Source organism: Paenibacillus mobilis (assembly GCF_058267595.1).
Genome location: NZ_JBZCMS010000009.1, coordinates 67,803 through 85,853, shown reverse-complemented (window position 1 = coordinate 85,853; position 18,051 = coordinate 67,803). Strand labels below are relative to the sequence as shown.

The following is an 18,051-nucleotide window of genomic DNA, read 5'->3' as shown; positions in this document are numbered from 1 at the left end:
CAGGAGGAATTTCGTCATGGACCCTAAAACCTTTAAACCCTGGTTTGACAAACGGGAACTGCTGGAGCGGCTCGACATCACCGTCCCGTGGGGACATTACGAGCTGAGGGTGCTACGTTTCCATCTTACGACCTTCCCGGCTGGCCGGGTCGTGGGATTCCACAATCATGCCGAATTTGAATTTCATTTCATTCCGTCCGGGAAAGGCAAAGTGATCTTCGGAGACGGGGAGGATGGGCAGGAACATGCGCTGTCGGAGGAAATGCTTTATCTTACGCCCCCGGGCGTCATGCATCACCAGGAGGCGGACGCGGCGGAAGCTATGGACGAATTTTGCCTGCATGTCGATATTGCGGAGAAACGCCGGGCCGGCGTGGACCCTTGGGAAATTGCGGAAGCTCAGGAATGCGTGGAGAAGCTCAGGAGCCTGCCGCTTGCGCCAACCATGGATACGCACAAGGCGATGGATTGTTTCCTGGAAGCTTATGCGTTATGCGACGGCAAGCTGCCCGGCTATTACACCTCCATCAAACATCTGGTGGTCGGTATCCTGCTGAAAACGGTCAGGGCTTATGTGCCGGAAGGAATTCAGACGGAATCCGAGGCGCCGAGACGCGACATGCTCACCTACCGCTATCAATACGCCATTCAGTTTATGGAAGCGAACCATGCTTCACCGATAACGCTGGAGAACGTGGCGGAGAGGCTGAACATCAGCTCGCGGCAGCTGCAGCGGATTTTTAACCAGGCCTGCCCGGACAAAACGTTCAGCAAAGCGCTGGAAAATATCCGGCTGAAGGCGGTCTGCCGCAAGCTTGAAGACGGAGCTCTGACGGTGGAGCAGATCGCCCAGTCGGAAGGTTTTAACCATGTAACCTATTTGCATAATGTGTTTCGGAAAAGAATCGGCATGACTCCTGCGGCTTACCGCAGAACCTTACAAGAGAAGCGAGGATGATCGAAGATGGGTAAAACATACCGTGTGGGCATAATCGGCTGCGGCGGCATTGCAAACGGCAAACACCTGCCAAGCCTGGGGAAAATGGAAAACATTCAGCTTGTCGCTTTCTGTGACATCGTTCCGGAGCGGGCAGAACAAGCGGCCGAGAAATACGGCGCCGAAGGGGCGAAGGTTTATACGGATTATAAAGAGCTGCTGAAAGACGGCGGACTGGACATCGTACATGTACTTACGCCTAACGATTCCCATGCGGAAATTTCGATTGCCGCGCTGGAGGCGGGCAACCACGTGATGTGCGAGAAACCGATGGCCAAAAGCGCCGCGGATGCGAAGAAGATGGTGGAGGCTGCGAAAAGCACCGGTAAAAAGCTGACCATCGGCTACGACAACCGCTTCCGTCCGGACAGCCAGCATTTGAAGAAAGCTTGCGACGCCGGGGAGCTTGGCCATATTTATTACGCCAGAGCGCATGCCATCCGGCGCAGAGCGGTGCCAACCTGGGGCGTGTTCCTCGACGAAGAGAAGCAAGGCGGAGGCCCGCTGATCGATATCGGTACACACGCCTTGGATTTGACGCTTTGGATGATGAACAACTACCGTCCAAAGGTTGTGCTCGGCACCAAATATCATGAGCTGTCCCAGCGCGAAAATGCGGCCAATGCCTGGGGGCCTTGGGATCCGAAGAAGTTTACGGTAGAGGATTCGGCTTTCGGCATGATCATCATGGAAAACGGCGCAACCATCAACCTGGAAGCGAGCTGGGCTTTGAACACGCTGGACATCGATGAAGCGAAATGTTCGCTGAGCGGAACGGAAGGCGGAGCCGACATGAAGCAGGGGCTGCGGATCAACGGCGAAGACCACGGCAACCTTTTTGCCAAGGAAGTCGAACTGGGTTCCGGCGGCGTAGCCTTCTACGATGGCGTTAAAATGAACCGGACCGATCTGGAAATGAAAGATTGGATCGATTCGATCGAGCAGGACCGCGATCCGGTCGTTACGCCGGAGCAGGCTTATGTAGTCTCGCAGATCCTGGAGGCTATTTACGAATCGGCCCGCACGGGTAAGGCGGTTTATTTGAACGAGTAGGTTTGAGGATTAGGGAGTAAGAAATAACGAAGGATACATTGTATGATGGATTTGATTTTTATATTTTTTTGACTTGTTTAACATGTGAAGCAGCCGCAGATTTATGCGGCTGCTTTTTGTTATTTACTTTAAAAATAATCTATTTTTAAGATAAAAAGGTACTTTTTTACTATAAAGTAAAAAAGAATATGAACGATAATTCTAATTGTATCGAACAAAAAATTGAGTAGTTACTCCGGTTTCAGATATTCCCGTGACCTTTGGAGCCATGTATCGTTTGTTCTCTTGGCAAGGGAAAGATGGGGCTGCCATTTCCAAACAAGTAGTTGGAATAAATGAGACCTATCTCTTCAGAAATACAGGTTCTCAAACCGAATCAATGAAAACAAATGCGGTTGATGTCGGGGGTAAATACGATGTTGCGGTATACAAAAAGGACGGCAGCGTAGACGATGCTGGCTTTGACGAAACAGGGAATATATCTATTCCCTCTAATGGTTATGCCATTGTAACCGGTCAATCTGCCAATGCCATAACAGTTTCCTACACGGATACATTTACCTTGGAACCGGCTCCACATCCAGCTATGCTCCGAAAAACTTTACGGCAAGGTGAACTGTATTATTTCACCAATATCAGTGATCAAACCGAATGGATTTATCCTGATTCCATTCAGGGTGTGAATGATTTCGCTTATGTAATTACTAAACCGGATGGAACCGTATATTCGGAAGATGATGATCATTTTAACTCCGTGGGTGTGCATGAAGGTTATACGATGCAAGTATACCCCTTGACTTTGCCCGTGACCTTCGGCGGCGTTTATTCTGCATTTGTTGGTGGAGAGGGTGAGGCCCCTACCGATAAGACTGTAACTTTGTCGCAAAATGAAAGTTATGTCTTCACCAACACGGATACCCAAACTCATACCTTAATAAGTGATGCCTCTCCTGAGGGCACCTCCTCCTTTGATTATGCTGTTTATAGCGCAAACGGACAGCCGAATGAAGGGGGGATGTCTGGTAGTGGAAGCCTATCCTTATTATCTGGTCAATCTATTGTTGTTACTGTGGTATCACCGAAAAGCGTAACCTTTACTTATGGAACCTATTTTGAGGCGGCTCCAAGTACCGAGCCCGCATTGCTCAAAAGCACTTTGAGTCAAGGGAGCAGCGCAGCTTTTGAGAATACCAGTATATTTAACGCAGCTTTGATGACTAATGGAAGTGCCGCTGGAAATCGTTATTTCGATTACTGGATGAAAGACCAAAGTGGCAATCTCATTTTGAAAGGCGATCAGCAGACATTCACTTCTATATCCATTCCTGCCGGCGCAGTTATTCAGGTTTCAGCTGCAGTTCAACCGGTTACCTTCGGGGCTCCTTATCGGGCATTTATATTTGCTGAGCCAGAAAAGTATGACTTTACCGATCTCCTTAATCGTCAAATTGTGCTGGTTTCCAATGAAGCAGGAAAAACTGCTTATTACCGGTTCAAGGCTCCGGATGCGGGAACTTATCGTTTTGTCGTAAAGGAAACTACCGATCTCTCCAAACAACCACTACTTACATTATATGACAACCTCGAGCTTCAAAACCCACTGTTATCAAGCAAAGAAGTGGATCAGGAATTTGGAATTGATTATACGGTGCTTGAAATTAAATTGGAAGCTGGTCAAACCTATTATTTAACCTTATCGGAACTAAACTCACTTGTTTTGCAGCAAGTCCAATTGACGGTTGCCATTTTGAATTTGCTCCCTGAGTCTAGCTATCAGTATAGTCCTTCCGGAAGACTAAACGAGCTGACTTTTCCTAGCGGAGACAAGTTGATTTTTGAATATGATGAAAAAGGTAACCTGGTACGAAGAACCAAGAAAATATTCCCGTTCAATTAATCTGACTAATCGAGGTGAAGATGATGTCGAACACTCTATCTAAGAAAATATGGAGCTGCACTTTAAGTGTCACACTTCTGCTTGGAGGAATATTAAACTCTGTCCCTGCTTCGGCAGAGGCAACAAAGAATTCTATTTCTCCTTTTGTTAGCAACGAACAGCTGGGAAACCAGCAAATTATAACCCTCTCTGGATTACTCCATGATTTCAATGTCACTCAAGCTTGGCTTGACGGTGAACTGGCAAAAGGATATTCCTTATATCAAATTTATTCTGCCTTGAAAGCCGGGCAAGCCAACTACGATTCTTTTATCTCCAAATTCAATGTAACCAAAGAGATACACCAATATGATGGGTTCGGCCTGTTAAATTCAACGGTTTACGCTGACGGATCAAAATCACAAACTTTGTACGATTTAGTAAACCGAACAACTACTTATGTTGATCCAGCTGGTATCAAGCAGCGTAAAAAAATGGATCTGATGGGCAATGTACTTGCAATTGAAGAGGAAAAAGGCGGGACATATGCCCCCTTGGAACAAACTACGTATGATTTGGCGGGTAATGCAGTTGCCAAAATAGATGGAAATAACAAAACAACGACTTATGCTTACGATGCATTGGGACGTACGACTTCACTTACGGACCCTGAGCAAAAGATAACGAAGTACAATTACAGCTTGGCTGGGAATTTAACCGAAATTGAATACCCTGACGGTACCACGGTGGAAAAAGAATATGATGAATTGGGAAATCTGATTAGACAAATCGATCAGGATCGAAGAACGAAAATTTTCAATTACGACTCCCGCGGCAACTTAGCCCAACTAATGGATGCATCAGGACAAGTTACGGAGTATCAATATAATGATGATAATCTGTTAACCAACATCAGCGCTGCGGAAAATCAGGTAAAGTATACGTATGATCCGATGGGACGGACCACTTCAATGACGGATTCAACAGGTCAGACCCATTATGATTACAATTCGGCAGATGGCTCATTAACTTCAGTATCCTATTCTGACGGTACAAAAATCAATTATAACTATAATAATCAAATGTTGTCCGGCTATACCTTCACCGGAGCAAATGGAGCTTCAGCGGGTGCTCAGTTTACTTTGGACGAAATGAATCGGGTTAAAACAATGGATATTTCCAGTGGTAGGGCCCCTCAAAGCGTTGGTAAAACGAACTCACTTTCTAACGGAGTATTAGATCAAATTACTTTTGATTATCAGCGTAATGGCTTGCTAAGCAGCCAGAAGTCCGCAAGCGGTTTAGGAGCGTCCTTTGAATATGAAGGATATAACCTGACAGGCATGACTGCTGGAAATGAAGTCGCCTTGCAAATGCAGACTCAAACTGCAGGAATGAAGCAAGCGGCAAATGCTGCTGGCGACCCTGGTGAAACCGGGGGAATGGCCGCTTATCAATTTAATTATCAGTACGATAACAATAAGAATGTGATTATCCGCATGCAAAACGGCAGCAATGACAGCTTTACGTATGATTCACTGAATCGGATACAAACCGAGTCGGCTGGAGAACAAAATAAAACCTACAGTTACGACTCGCGTGGGAATTTGATGAGTGTTGCGGGGCAAAGCGCTAAAGGCTTGACCCGTACTGATTATACCTTTGATAGTCTGAACCGGCTGACTGAAGTTAAAGGTGAAGATGGCAAGATGGTCAGCTACACCTATACAGGGGACGGTTTGCTGTATGAGCGGAAGGAAGACGATAAGGTTACCCGTTACTACTACGACCAGCAAGCCAAACTAATTGCCGAAGCAGATGTAAGCAGTGGAACACCTGAGGTTAAATTTATATATCTATATGACTTATCAGGCCATTTACAGTGTCGTGTAGAGCAAACGAGCGGAGCGGTTCAGTATTATCAGTTTAACGGCCATGGGGATGTTGTTGGTCTGACAGACAGCAATGGGAAAGTGTTAAATAGCTATAGCTATGATATTTGGGGGAACCCGATAACCGAGGAAGAAACGGTTTCGAATCCTTTCCGTTATTCCGGGGAGTATTGGGATGGAACAACCAAACTTCAGTATCTCCAGGCCAGATGGTATGATCCAAGTACGGCGAGGTTTATTTCAAAGGATACGTATGAAGGACAGCTCGACAACCCGCTGAGTTTAAATTTGTATACGTATGTGGGGAATAATCCGCTCGGTTTTGTGGATCCGAGTGGGCACTATTATTTATCCGGCGACCTGGCAGAGGTAAAATACGAATTAGAGTTCGCAATGAAAACTGTGAGCTCTACTTCACAAGAGGACTATTGGTTGTTCCGAGCCCACTTTGGTGTTATTTTTGCACCGGTATTTGACGACGAGAATAACAACCAGTTTAAATATCTGTATGGCTTATTGACCCAAACAAGCCCGTATGGAAATAATTCTGGCAATGCGAGTTGGGCTGAGGGGCAATTATTGGAAGCCTATAGCGATTGGAATATGCAGTATTTGCTTGAAGCGGCCGGTAGCGGTATGTTTGGTGTGGGAAGCATGTGGGAAGCCAACAATGCTGCGCGCAATTTTGTTAAGGGTGCGGGAGAAGTTAAGACTCCTACAGTTGCAGGAAGGGGACAGTCAAAGGGAGGCCATCAACCTACCAATCTTAAAGAACAGCTTGCAGTGGAAGAATCTATGTCGAACCCTGCCGCAGGCAAGACGTTGGAAGGGAAAAACACTGACCCAAGATGGCCTGCTGATGAAGGGTGGGTCAAAAAAGCTCAAAACGTCAACGGTGTTGAGGTACACTATACGTATAATACTAAAACTGGAGAATTAGATGATTTTAAGATTAAATAACGAGGTGATACTATGAAAGTCAGGTGTATTGCCAATACAGGCGATAAACTATCAAAAAAAACAATGGAACTAGGGAATTCTGACCAAACTAGATACTCAGTAAAGATTGGTGAACAATATACTGTCTACGGACAACATCTCTATAAAGGGGTATTGAGTTACTTGTTGCTTGGGACTTTTGAAAACCTCCCTTCTTGGTATCCTGCCGAATTATTTGAGGTAACAGATATGTTACTTCCCTTAGAGTGGTATTATCAATTTTTCGGGAATGAAAGCAGTATCAGTGCTATTTGGGGCTACAAAGAACTTGTAGCTATTGATTCACATCACGATGACCTTATTGAGCGCGAAGATGAAGCAGTATGGATTTTTTTGAAGCGAAAGAAAGAGATAGACGAATTTAATGAATAACAAGTTTCAAGCGGCCTTCTTCTGATGGAGAGAGCCGCTTTTCTTTGGCGGGGATACCCAGTGCTGAATGAACCCATCATTCAACCAACAACATACCTAACCCATGTAATACCCGTATAATGATTTCATGAAATCGTTCGTACGCACATCAACTACTCCATGCTTGAATTTGTAACCTAAATAACGCTATACCGATACATCGAACAGGTCGATTATGGTCAGTTACCACCATGATTGACCTGTTTTTTGTTAGCTTCGTTTTCTGCGGTTATTTCCAAAATCCATCGCAACCGAACAATACCCTATCTCGATATAGACACTGAGAAGGCAACCTACTGAAAAGTCATCGCAACTAATCAGAGGGATAGCCCGACTTTTATAATGTCAGGACGCAACTGAACATTCTACAACGGGAAGGTCATGTGTTAATGGCTAGCCACCTGCCCTCTAATTAAGCCCGAAATTCATCAAAAAATTCGGGAGGGGGCGCACATAAAAAGGGTCCACTTCATTCAAGCCGGTATAGGTCGGTTGTTGTTCATAATTCCCCTTCAGGATGGCTTCGGTATTAAGCTTCAACTGAAGGATCGGTGTTATCAAATGAAGCCGGATTGTCCGTTTCATAAAGAGGAGAAGCAAAGCGAGGCAGAGGATAATAAAAGCGATGATCACGAAGGAATAAACAGGACGGACATGCGATTGAACAGGAAAAACCTGGGCTTCCGGCAGGAAATACACGACTTTTCCGACCTGATACTGAGAGTTTTTGTCCAAGACGGGAAAAGCGATCTGGAATAACCCGCCAGCCTGTTGACCTGAGTACATATCGTAGCGTAGAAATCGGTTGACATTGTCTTGATCGATGGGCGAGAGGGCTGCCGAACGAAAGCTTATAGTTCCATCCAATTGAATATAGGCTAGGCCAATCTTGCGCTGGGTCGCTAAATAGTTTAATTCGGTTTGGGTTTCTGCCGTTCCGATGTCGTCATGATGTTGTTCCAAATAGAGCAACAGTGGGTTAATCGCCAGTCGCACCTGCTGAATCACAGTTTGCGGAGGAGCCTCTTTGCCACCTGAAAGGCTGTATGAAAGCCAATATAAACTGCTCCCTAGCAAACCGGCAAGCAGCAGCAACGCAAGGGTCAGCGATTGATGGGTCCGGACTCTTAAAGACATATCGCTTTGCCTCCTGTCGGTTAGTTTGCGCTGAATTTATAGCCTACGCCCCATACGGTTTTGAGATAGGCAGGATTTGATGGGTCGGCTTCAAGTTTCTCCCGCAGCCGCCTGATATACACGGTCACGGTATTCTCATCTCCATAGTTGGCATAGCCCCAGACCGCATCTAGCAATTGAGATTTGGAGAATACATAGTTTTTATGAGCGGCTAAATGATAAAGCAGTTCAAATTCTTTTGCAGACAAGGATACTTCTTTACCGTTTACCGTGGTGATGTAAGCTTTTTTATTTATTTCAAGGTTCCCGAAACGCAGCGTATCTGGATCTTGATGTATCGTATTGACGCTTTCATATCTGCGGAAGTGAGCGTTAATACGCGCCAGCAGCTCCGTAATGGAGAAGGGCTTGGTCATATAGTCGTCCGCTCCGAAGCCGAATCCCAGCACTTTATCGGTATCGCTTCCTCTTGCGCTTAGGATCATGATCGGGACATTGTTTGTCTCCCTGATCTTTCGGCAGAGATCAACGCCGTCGATGTCCAGGAGCATGATATCCAGTATGATATAATCCGGTTCCAGCATCTTCTGGAAATCCCACTCCTTCCCGAATCATATCCGCCAGCAGCTCCGTTGCTTTCGTCCGGAACTGGCTTTCCGGCATAATTAGCGAGAACTGGCGTTTAAGCGGAAAGCCTTCCAACTGCAGCAGCTTTAGGGAACCGGATTCTAATTCCTTGCGCAGCGTCCAGCGAGAGAGCAGGGTGAGGCCAAGGCCGGCATCGACGGCTTCCTTGATCGCCTGCGTACTGCCGATGACGAGCAGATGGGCCGGCTGGAAGCCAAACTGCTCAAGTGCTTTTTCCTGCATTTGTCGGGTTCCGGAGCCTTCTTCGCGCACGATCCACGTATGCTCCGCCAAATCGGCGGCCGTGGTCTCCGGTTGACCTGCTGCCGGGTGGCGGGGGGAAGCGGTGATAAACATCAGGTCTTCTGCAAAAGAATCAGCGCTGATTCCTGTCAGCTCTTTCGCTGTAAGTTCGCCTTCCACGATCCCGATGTCCAGCTGTCTGCGCGAGGTCAGGTCCAGAATATCTTTCGAGTTGGCAATTGTAATGCTTGGGGATACTTTCGGGTACTGCTCGCGCAGCCTGGTTAACACATGCGGCAAGATGTATTCGCCAAATGTATAGCTGGCTCCAATGGTCAGCGGTCCGCTGGCGGTGTGGTGGAGATCGTCGAGCAGATTTCCCATACGGGTGTAAAGGTTCAGAATCTCTTTCGCATGGTGATAGACGATTTCTCCGGCCTTGTTCAACTGAACGTATTTGTTCGTCCGGTCGAGCAGACGTGCGCCCAAGTTTCGCTCAAGCGACTGGATATGGCTGCTGACGGCCGGCTGCGTCATATGCAGCAGTTCGGCTGCCCGGGTAAAATTCCGCTGCTCGGCAACGGTAATGAAGACTTGCAAGGATTGTTCCATTTAATGGGCCCCTCAGCTTTCTCATTTTGATGTTCGTGATATCCGTCAAAATCATAAGTTAAATATTATTATAATAATAATTATAACTTATTTTACTTATTAAATCTTCAAGCATAACATGAACCATGTACCAAGAAGGAGCTGGGGGGATTAGACATGAATAAGAACACAAATTCAAGCATGCAATACAAGGAAGTACCAAAAGAAGTATCTAAGGCAATGCTCGGCTCACAGCCCATATCGCAGGAGCAAATGGGGCAAAGCCCGAAGTCGGCATTGGGCAAAACGTCCGGCTGGCTCCGCTGGTGCGGGGGCGTTGCTTTTACGTTTATTATAGCCTTGATCAGTTATTATCTGGGCAAGCTGCCCGGATTGGATCATGTCGGCGCCTTGGCCTGCGCTATCCTGCTCGCCGTCCTTTACCGGCAGTTTGCCGGATATCCGGAGGCGCTTCGCCCCGGGATCCAGTTTGCCTCGAAAAAACTTCTGCGTTTCGCCATCATTTTATTTGGCCTGAAGCTGAATATGGACGTCGTGCTGCACCAGGGTTTGGGTTTGCTTGCCCGTGACGTTGTCACGATTGTTTTTGCGATTGCCGCGACCCTGCTTCTGGCCAAATGGCTGAAGGCCGATCTATCGCTTTCGCTTCTGCTGGGCATCGGCACCGGCGTCTGCGGGGCGGCAGCCATTGCCGCCGTTTCCCCGATCGTAAAGGCTAAGGAAGAGGATACCGCCATCGGGGCTGGCCTCATCGCTTTGGTGGGCACGCTGTTTGCCATTGCTTATACGGTGATCCGGCCGTTTCTGCCCTTTACGCCGGAGCAATACGGCACATGGGCCGGTACTAGCCTGCATGAGATCGCCCATGTCGCCTTAGCCGGCGCTCCCGCCGGAGCGGACGGTCTGGCGATTGCCCTGCTGGCCAAGCTGGGCCGGGTATTCCTGCTGGTGCCGCTCAGCTTTATTTTGCTCTTTTGGATGAACCGCCAAAATAGCAAGAAACCAGCAGCGAGAGCAGGCGAACCTTATGTGGGTGGAGAAACGGGAAGCGGAGAGGGGACGGGGACGGCGCAGGAACCAGCTGCGAAAGCCGCTTCAAAAATCGAGTTTCCCTGGTTCCTGATCGGTTTTATCCTGATGAGTTTGTTCGGCAGCTATGTGCTCGGCAAATCGATTACGGTTCCGGAGCCGCTGCTGAATGACATATCTTTCCTGACTTCGTTTATGCTAAGCATGGCGATGATCGGACTTGGGCTGAACGTGAGTCTGAAGGATGTCAGAAGCAAAGCGATGCGCCCGCTGCTGATTATGGTTGTCGTATCGGTTATGCTGTCCGGCCTGGCGTATTTAATGGTTTGATGAATTAGAATAAAATGGTCATAAAAATCGGCCATAACAAATAGAAGCCCTCTTCAATGGATGCTGCATCCGTTTAAAGAGGGCTTTTATCTGGTTTTCTTTCTTATTTCCTTTTCTTATTTTTCCTTGGAGATAAACTCCTCGTCGTCATTCTTGCGTTCGGCCAGTCCCTGGCCTAGCCCTTTAAGGAAATGAATGCCGAAGCCGACGGCGCGGTTGACGTCAGGGTCTTTAAGCACCCGCATCAAATCCATCAGGCCGATCTTCTTCTGGTTATGCAAAAATTCCTCACCGGACTCCATGCCGTTCGAAAGGCTCTTCATCAGCTTGGCGGTTGTCGCCGGGTCCATTTCGGTCAAAGCGCCGGCCGCGCCCATCAGGTTGTTGATGGCGTTGGTCACCGGTTCCCGAGTTACCTGGGAAAGGAGGATTTTGGTGATTTCCTCTTTGGCCTTCAGCATGGACTGGGCAGCCTCCAAAATGCCGATGTCGTTCAGCTCTTTCATGATCGACAGCGTATTTTGGAGCGCGTCGCTGCTTTCGGCCATTTCGTCCGCAAGCTTCTGCAGCTTCTGCTGCTTTTGCTCTTCCTCCGTCAATACCTTCTTATTAATGAATGTAATGGGCTTCGCCATGAGGGGAGTCTCCTTTCTCCTGATCCACTAGAGAAACAAAGCCGGGCCGGTTCCATTTCCGCTGCACTTCAACGCCATGCTGCGGGAAACGTTTCTTGTAACGCGGGTTCGTCAGCGGCAGCGGATTGTTGCCTTCCTTCTCCAGCACGGTCATCCGGATCTTCATCTGCTTGTAGGCCGGCGTATGGGTTTGCACGTCCACGGCACCGCCGGTCAGCAGGTTAACGGCGCTCTCGTGGCTGTTTGAGTGCATAGGCACGTAAACGGTTTTGCCGTGCATCCGTTCCGTCACGACGGCGTGGATGCGGATTGCCCCGTAAGGGGATTCCAGACGGACAAGAGAACCGTCCTTGACTCCGCGTTCTTCCGCGAGCTCCGGAGAAATCTCCACAAATACGTTAGGCAGCTTCAGATGAATGCCATGCGATTTATCGGTCAGGTTGCCTTCATGGAACTGCTCCAGCAAACGTCCGTTGTCCAGGAACAGGTCATATTCCGGCGGAAGCTCTTTAGGCGGCACATAGTCGAACAAGGCAAACCGGGCTTTTTTATCCGGGAAGTTGAAGCCGTCCAGGTACAGAAGCGGCGTATTGCTGCCGTCCGGCGAACCCCAGTTGAAGCTGCCCCAGCCCTCAAGCACGTCATAGTCACACTGCGCGAAGAAAGGCGTCAGGGAAGCCATTTCGTCGAAAATTTCGCTTGGATGACTGTAGTTCCAGTCGAAGCCCATTTTTTTGGCGAGCTGGCAGAAGATCCACCAGTCCGGCTTGGCGTCTTCGATCGGTTCCAAGGCCTTATAGAGACGCTGCACACGGCGTTCCGTGTTGGTGAACGTTCCGTCTTTTTCCAGCGAAGGCACAGCCGGCAGAATGACGTCCGCGAACTCGGCCGTTTTGCTCAGGAACACGTCCTGCACAACCAGGAAGTCCACTTTGGCCAGCATTTCCTGGGTATGGTTGGAGTCGGAGTCGACCCAGGCCATTTCTTCGCCGGATACATACATGCCTTTGATTTTGTCGTTGTTGATCGCTTCCAGCATCAGGATGTTGTCGAGACCCGGTTCAGCTGGCAGTTTTACGCCGTAAGCCTTCTCGAATTTCGCGCGGATGCTGTCGTCGGTTACAGGCTGGTAGCCTGGGAAAATATTCGGCATTGTGCCCATATCGGCTGCACCCTGCACGTTGTTATGGCCGCGCAGAGGATAAGCGCCGGCGCCCGGACGCATGAAGTTGCCGGTTACGAGCAGCAGGTTCGCAATCGCCGTGGACGTGTAGGAACCGCCGATGTTTTGCGTAACGCCCATGCCCCAGCAGATGCAGGTGCCGTCGGCGTCGCGGATCATTTCGGCGATCTGGATCAGCGTTTCCTTTGGAATGCCGGTTACTTGTTCAGCAAACTCCAGCGTATATTTCTGAATCAGCTCCAAAAACTCCGGATAGAAGTTAACGTGTTTCTCGATGAACTCCGGTTTGTGCCAGTTCTGATCGATCATGTATTTGGCAACCGCAGTCAGCCACACATAATCGGTGCCCTGGTTCGGACGGATGAACAAATCGGCGCGTTCGGCCATTTCGTGTTTGCGCAGGTCGACGGCAATCAGCTTTTGACCATGCAGCTTGTGCGCGCGTTTGATCCGCGTAGCGAGTACAGGGTGGCCTTCGGCCGGAGAACAGCCGACCAGAATCACCAGACCTGCTGCAGCGAGGTCTTTGATGGTTCCGGTGTCGCCGCCGATGCCTGTGGTTTGCTGCAGACCCCACGAAGCCGGAGACTGGCAGTACCGCGAGCAGTTGTCCACGTTGTTGGTCTGGAAGATCTGGCGGGCCAGCTTCTGCATCAGATAGTTTTCTTCGTTCGTATATTTGGAGGAAGCAATGAAACCAAGCGCTTCAGGGCCATAAGTTTCCTTGATGCCGCCCAGTTTGCTGGCTACAAGGCTCAGCGCCTCATCCCAGGAGGCCTCCACGAATTCGTCGCCTTGGCGGATCAGCGGAGTGGTCAGACGTTCGCCGCTGTTGACGAAATCCCAGCCGAATTTCCCTTTAACGCAGGTGGAAATGCCGTTGACCGGACCTTCGGAGGTCGGCTGGACTTTAAGGATTTTACGACCTTTGGTCCAAACCTCGAAGGTACAGCCTACGCCGCAGAACGTGCAGACGGTTTTGGTCTTTTTGGTGCGGGTTTCACGCATGGAAGCTTCGACTTCGGACACTGCAAAAATACCGCCGTAGCCCGGCTCCACTTCTTTGATCAAATGAATCATAGGGTCAAGCACATCTTCTTTGAGTCCGGTCATGAAGCCGGCTTCGCCGAGCATGGATTTCTCCATCAAAGCGTTGCAAGGGCATACGGTTACGCAGTGGCCGCAGCTGACGCAGGAGGAATCGTTGATGGCTTTGCCGTCATCCCAAATGACGCGAGGGCGTTCGGCTTCCCAATCGATGGACAGGGTTTCGTTGACCTGGAGGTTTTGGCAGACCTCCACGCATTGTCCGCAGGCAATACATTGATTAGGATCATAGCGGTAAAAAGGATGGGACATGTCCACAGCCTGGGCTCCGCCCTTAGGTTTAAAAGGATACTTCTGGTGTTCAATCTCCATGAACTCGACCGTATTGTGCACCCGGCAGTTGCCGTTGTTGTTGTCGCACACGGTGCAGTACAGCATGTGGTTTTCCAGCAGCCGGTCCATCGCTTCGACCTGGGCTTCTTTGGCCGGTGCGGAGGTGAGCTGGATGCTCATGCCTTCTTCGGCCATGGTCGAGCAGGAACGCATCAGCTGCCCGTTAACCTCTACGATACAGGTATCGCAGGTACGGATCGGATCCACTTCAGGCACGTAGCAGACTTGCGGATGCTGAATGCCGTTTTCGTTGATGGCTTCGAGGATGGTTTGCCCTTTACGGACTTCATACTCCTTGTCGTCCATCGTGATTTTAAATGTAGTTTCTGTCACGATCAAAACTCCTCTCGGCTAGGCTATGAATCAAAAAAAAAATTCCACTATAAATACATTTGTCCAAAAACAACGCATGTATTCACGGTGGAATAGAAATCAAGCTAAAAAACTTGATAGCCAATCGCCTTTATAATAGCCAAAATGCCTTTATCCATAGCTATTAACCGCCAAACGGACGCACCGGACGACGATCAAAACGCTATATCACATTATTTAACTATAGTGCGGAATGTCATAGATTTCAACCGAAAATTGACCATGGGAAGAAGGGTTTACCTTACCTTTTTGCTTGGATGCGGGCGGAACGGCTGAGGGGCAAAGATTCTCAATCCATTCTCAGTAAGGAGGGAATCCATCGAAATGGGATCAGGCGGTTTAAAGGCGTCTTTTTACGTCTATTTTAAAATAAGATTAAATTAATTTTTGACAAAATCCCTGGTTAGCGTTAAAGTCCAGATAAACTCCATTTGGGAATTCATAAACAAATAACGTTCTAAATAAAGGGTTAATAAATATACGTATTGAGGTGAAAACGATGGGGAATCCCGTTCAGGATGTTTATAACCGCCCCTTACGTGACTTAAGAATTTCGGTGACGGACCGCTGCAATTTCCGCTGCCGCTACTGTATGCCGGCCGAAATTTTCGGACCGGATTATCCGTTTTTGCCTAAAGACAAAGTACTTAGCTTTGAAGAAATCACAAGACTTGCATCGCTGTTTGCCGGCCTCGGCGTCACGAAGCTGCGAATAACCGGCGGCGAACCTTTGCTGCGCAAAGATCTGCCTATGCTGATTGAAATGCTGAAGCCCATTCCCGGGATTACGGATATCGCGCTGACCACGAACGGCGTGCTGCTCCCGAAATTCGCTTCCCAGCTGAAAAAGGCCGGAGTAGCCAGGGTTAACGTCAGCCTGGACTCTTTGCATGATGAAACTTTCCGTTATATGAACGGAAACAGAAGCGGCGTGCAGGCCGTGCTGGACGGCATGGAGGCTGCGGCGGAAGCGGGGCTGCAGGTCAAGGTGAACATGGTTGTCCAGAAGGGCGTCAACGATCAGGAGATTTTGGAGATGGCGTCTTTCTTCCGGGAGCGCAAGCATATTTTGCGGTTTATAGAGTTTATGGATGTCGGCAACTCCAACGGCTGGCGGCTCGACGACGTGATCACCAAACAGGAGATCATTGACCGCATTAACGGGGAAATGCCCGTAGAGCCGGCGGAGCCGTTGTACAAAGGAGAGGTAGCCTCCAAATTCCGTTATAAAGACACAGGCCAGGAGCTGGGCGTCATTTCGTCGGTCAGCGATGCGTTTTGCTCCACCTGCACAAGGGCGAGAATTTCGGCGGAAGGCACCTTGTATACCTGCTTGTTTGCTTCAAAAGGATACGACCTGCGGGAGCAATTAAGATCCGGACGGACGGATGAGGATATTCAGGCTTATCTTTCCGACATCTGGCAGGGCCGGAAGGACCGCTATTCAGAGGAAAGACGTCATCAGACCTCGGATTTGCCGAAGGTTGAAATGTCGCATATCGGAGGCTGATCGGGGTTAACCTTTTACGATAAAGGCCGATTGGAATGAATTCGGGGACAGGGGGAACGTTATGGGCAAACCGGTTGAAGTACGCCGCAAAGTCAACCGTTATCAAAACGGTGAGATTCTGGAGATCGAAGATCAGGTCGTGACGGAATATCCGGTCACCATCAAGATCAACAAAGAGGAATTCGCCACGATGGTTTGTACGCCGGAGTATGTGGAGGACATGGTTGTTGGCTTTCTCGCTTCCGAAGGTGTGATTAAGGCATATTCGGATATTGACGAGCTATGGTTTCAGGAGCGGGAAGGGTATGTTCATATCAAAACCGACAAGCTGAACGCTTTTTATCAGCATTTCCACTCCAAACGGTACATTACGTCCTGCTGCGGCAAAAGCCGGCAGGGGTTTTATTTCATGAACGATGCCAAAATGGCCAAACCGACGGCGGACGCCAGCGTGCATTTAAGCTTTGAGGATTGCTTCCGGCTGATGGATTTGATGCAGCACTCGGCGGAAACGTTTCAGCAGACCGGCGGCGTCCATAATGCCGCTTTATGCGACAAAAACGGGATCGTGTTATCTCGCATGGACATCGGCCGCCACAATGCTTTAGATAAAATTTACGGCTACTGCCTGAAAAATGATATCTCCCTGAAGGACAAAGTTATCGTGTTCAGCGGACGGATTTCGTCGGAAATTTTGCTTAAGGTATCCAAAATCGGCTGCGCGGTAGTTCTGTCCAAATCGGCGCCGACCGAGCTGGCCCTGGAGCTGGCGGAAGACCTGGGGATCACGACCGTTGGGTTTATCCGCGGGGATTCGCTAAATATTTATACGCATCCGGAGCGGATCGGCGACGGAGCTTTCGGGGACCCGGCGGAAAAAGAGTGGAACCCTCAAGGCGTTCAGGAATCATGCGAGAGAGGGTAAGAAGCTGACAAGCTAAAAAAGCTGCCGCAGCGGGCAGGCTTTAAGCCGCTTTTCCGGCGGCTTTTTTGTGTTTTTTAAGACGCATGCAAAAGCTAAAGGGGTTCTTTCTCCCGGGGATCCAGAACTTCTCCGGCCGCTTCGATGAAAGACTGGAAAATTTGGCACTCGGCACAAACGGATAAATCATTATGAGCATTGGGGGCCTGTCAGGCCTAATAGGAATGCAGTCTATCCCTGCTGTTTAGACCGTAATCTTATCCTCAAAAACAAAGACGGAAACGGCCACGTCCTTCTCGACGTCGATATCTGTAAACAGGTGAAGCAGCTTGTTGTTCATGTATTCTTCGATTTCGGGCTGAAATTTGGTCGGATACACTTTTTGAATCATGTTGGTTCTGGCGTCCTTGACCATCTGTTTGCCGTTTGGTTCCATCGCAAAAAACTTCTCGGTTTGCGTCAGATTGCCGTAAAGCATGCTGATGGCCAGATTATCTATAAAAGAAGTATGAATGCGTTCGGGACCTTTCCCGAACAATTCTTTCCGAACCTTGCGGACCAGTTCGTTAAAGCCGGTTTCTTTCTTCATGGGAGCATCCCTTCGACTTAAAATGATTTCGGGATTTTATTATACCATACAAGCTGTAAAAATGAGGACGCTTTCGGAAGAATCGGGGAGAGCATAAGAGAGAATTTTCGGGTCAATAACTAAATGCAAGCCGCCCCGTGTCAGTGTGATTTGACCGGTGCGGCTTGCTGGCGTTTCTTCTTCAGATGGGCAGA

Annotated in this window: 14 protein-coding genes; 8 read left to right on the top strand and 6 right to left on the bottom strand. The window is 48.9% G+C overall.

Translation table 11 applies throughout. From position 1 onward, the window contains the following. The first annotated feature begins 16 nt into the window (after positions 1-16). The 5 genes from AC3ZPD_RS16795 (at position 17) to AC3ZPD_RS16775 (ending at position 7,189) form a co-directional block, all read left to right on the top strand. A complete protein-coding gene (locus AC3ZPD_RS16795) occupies positions 17-958 on the top strand; it encodes a cupin domain-containing protein (RefSeq protein ID WP_490985441.1) in 942 nt (313 codons plus the stop codon). Positions 959-964: 6 nt separating this feature from the next. Then, entirely contained in the window at positions 965-2,050 is a 1,086-nt protein-coding gene (locus tag AC3ZPD_RS16790) for a Gfo/Idh/MocA family protein (protein ID WP_490985440.1), read from the top strand. Positions 2,051-2,327: 277 nt separating this feature from the next. Next, the gene (locus AC3ZPD_RS16785) at positions 2,328-3,947 is read left to right on the top strand and encodes an RHS repeat domain-containing protein (protein ID WP_490985439.1); all 1,620 of its coding nucleotides are present in this window, start codon (positions 2,328-2,330) and stop codon (positions 3,945-3,947) included. Between the two features lie 20 nt (positions 3,948-3,967). Beyond that, positions 3,968-6,778 carry an RHS repeat domain-containing protein gene (locus AC3ZPD_RS16780; RefSeq protein ID WP_490985438.1) on the top strand — a complete coding sequence of 937 codons (2,811 nt, stop codon included), beginning with the start codon at positions 3,968-3,970 and terminating at the stop codon, positions 6,776-6,778. 12 nt (positions 6,779-6,790) lie between these two features. Then, a complete protein-coding gene (locus AC3ZPD_RS16775; protein ID WP_490985437.1) occupies positions 6,791-7,189 on the top strand; it encodes a phosphoribosylaminoimidazole synthetase in 399 nt (132 codons plus the stop codon). 447 nt (positions 7,190-7,636) lie between these two features. Here AC3ZPD_RS16775 and AC3ZPD_RS16770 read toward each other — a convergent pair whose 3' ends face one another. The 3 genes from AC3ZPD_RS16770 to AC3ZPD_RS16760 are packed head-to-tail and all read right to left on the bottom strand — an operon-like array spanning position 7,637 to position 9,847. After that, the gene (locus AC3ZPD_RS16770) at positions 7,637-8,365 is read right to left on the bottom strand and encodes a hypothetical protein (RefSeq protein WP_490985436.1); all 729 of its coding nucleotides are present in this window, start codon (positions 8,363-8,365) and stop codon (positions 7,637-7,639) included. A gap of 20 nt (positions 8,366-8,385) precedes the next feature. Then, positions 8,386-8,949, bottom strand: coding sequence for a winged helix-turn-helix domain-containing protein (locus AC3ZPD_RS16765; protein WP_490985435.1), 564 nt, complete (start codon positions 8,947-8,949; stop codon positions 8,386-8,388). After that, positions 8,891-9,847, bottom strand: a complete 957-nt coding sequence (locus AC3ZPD_RS16760; RefSeq protein WP_490985434.1) for a LysR family transcriptional regulator — start codon at positions 9,845-9,847, stop codon at positions 8,891-8,893. The genes AC3ZPD_RS16765 and AC3ZPD_RS16760 overlap by 59 nt, the downstream gene beginning before the upstream one ends. 252 nt (positions 9,848-10,099) lie before the next feature. On the opposite strand from AC3ZPD_RS16760, the gene AC3ZPD_RS16755 reads away from it, so the two are divergent. Then, on the top strand, positions 10,100-11,206 hold the full coding sequence (locus AC3ZPD_RS16755; RefSeq protein ID WP_490985539.1) for a YeiH family protein: 1,107 nt from the start codon (positions 10,100-10,102) through the stop codon (positions 11,204-11,206). A gap of 116 nt (positions 11,207-11,322) precedes the next feature. On the opposite strand, the gene AC3ZPD_RS16750 is transcribed toward AC3ZPD_RS16755, so the two are convergent. Both AC3ZPD_RS16750 and fdhF read right to left on the bottom strand, forming a co-directional pair. Next, positions 11,323-11,841: a helical membrane plugin domain-containing protein gene (locus AC3ZPD_RS16750; protein WP_490985433.1), complete on the bottom strand. Its 519-nt coding sequence runs from the start codon at positions 11,839-11,841 to the stop codon at positions 11,323-11,325. Then, the gene (gene fdhF / locus AC3ZPD_RS16745) at positions 11,816-14,797 is read right to left on the bottom strand and encodes a formate dehydrogenase subunit alpha (RefSeq protein ID WP_490985432.1); all 2,982 of its coding nucleotides are present in this window, start codon (positions 14,795-14,797) and stop codon (positions 11,816-11,818) included. Before fdhF ends, AC3ZPD_RS16750 begins: the two co-directional genes overlap by 26 nt. Before the next feature lie 538 nt (positions 14,798-15,335). Between fdhF and moaA the strand changes: the two genes are divergently transcribed. Together moaA and fdhD are read left to right on the top strand one after the other, a co-directional pair. Further along, a complete protein-coding gene (gene moaA / locus AC3ZPD_RS16740) occupies positions 15,336-16,346 on the top strand; it encodes a GTP 3',8-cyclase MoaA (protein ID WP_490985431.1) in 1,011 nt (336 codons plus the stop codon). 61 nt (positions 16,347-16,407) lie between these two features. Further along, positions 16,408-17,271: a formate dehydrogenase accessory sulfurtransferase FdhD gene (gene fdhD / locus AC3ZPD_RS16735; protein ID WP_490985430.1), complete on the top strand. Its 864-nt coding sequence runs from the start codon at positions 16,408-16,410 to the stop codon at positions 17,269-17,271. A gap of 241 nt (positions 17,272-17,512) precedes the next feature. Here fdhD and AC3ZPD_RS16730 read toward each other — a convergent pair whose 3' ends face one another. After that, positions 17,513-17,857, bottom strand: coding sequence for a Na-translocating system protein MpsC family protein (locus AC3ZPD_RS16730; protein ID WP_490985429.1), 345 nt, complete (start codon positions 17,855-17,857; stop codon positions 17,513-17,515). Positions 17,858-18,051 lie beyond the last annotated feature (194 nt).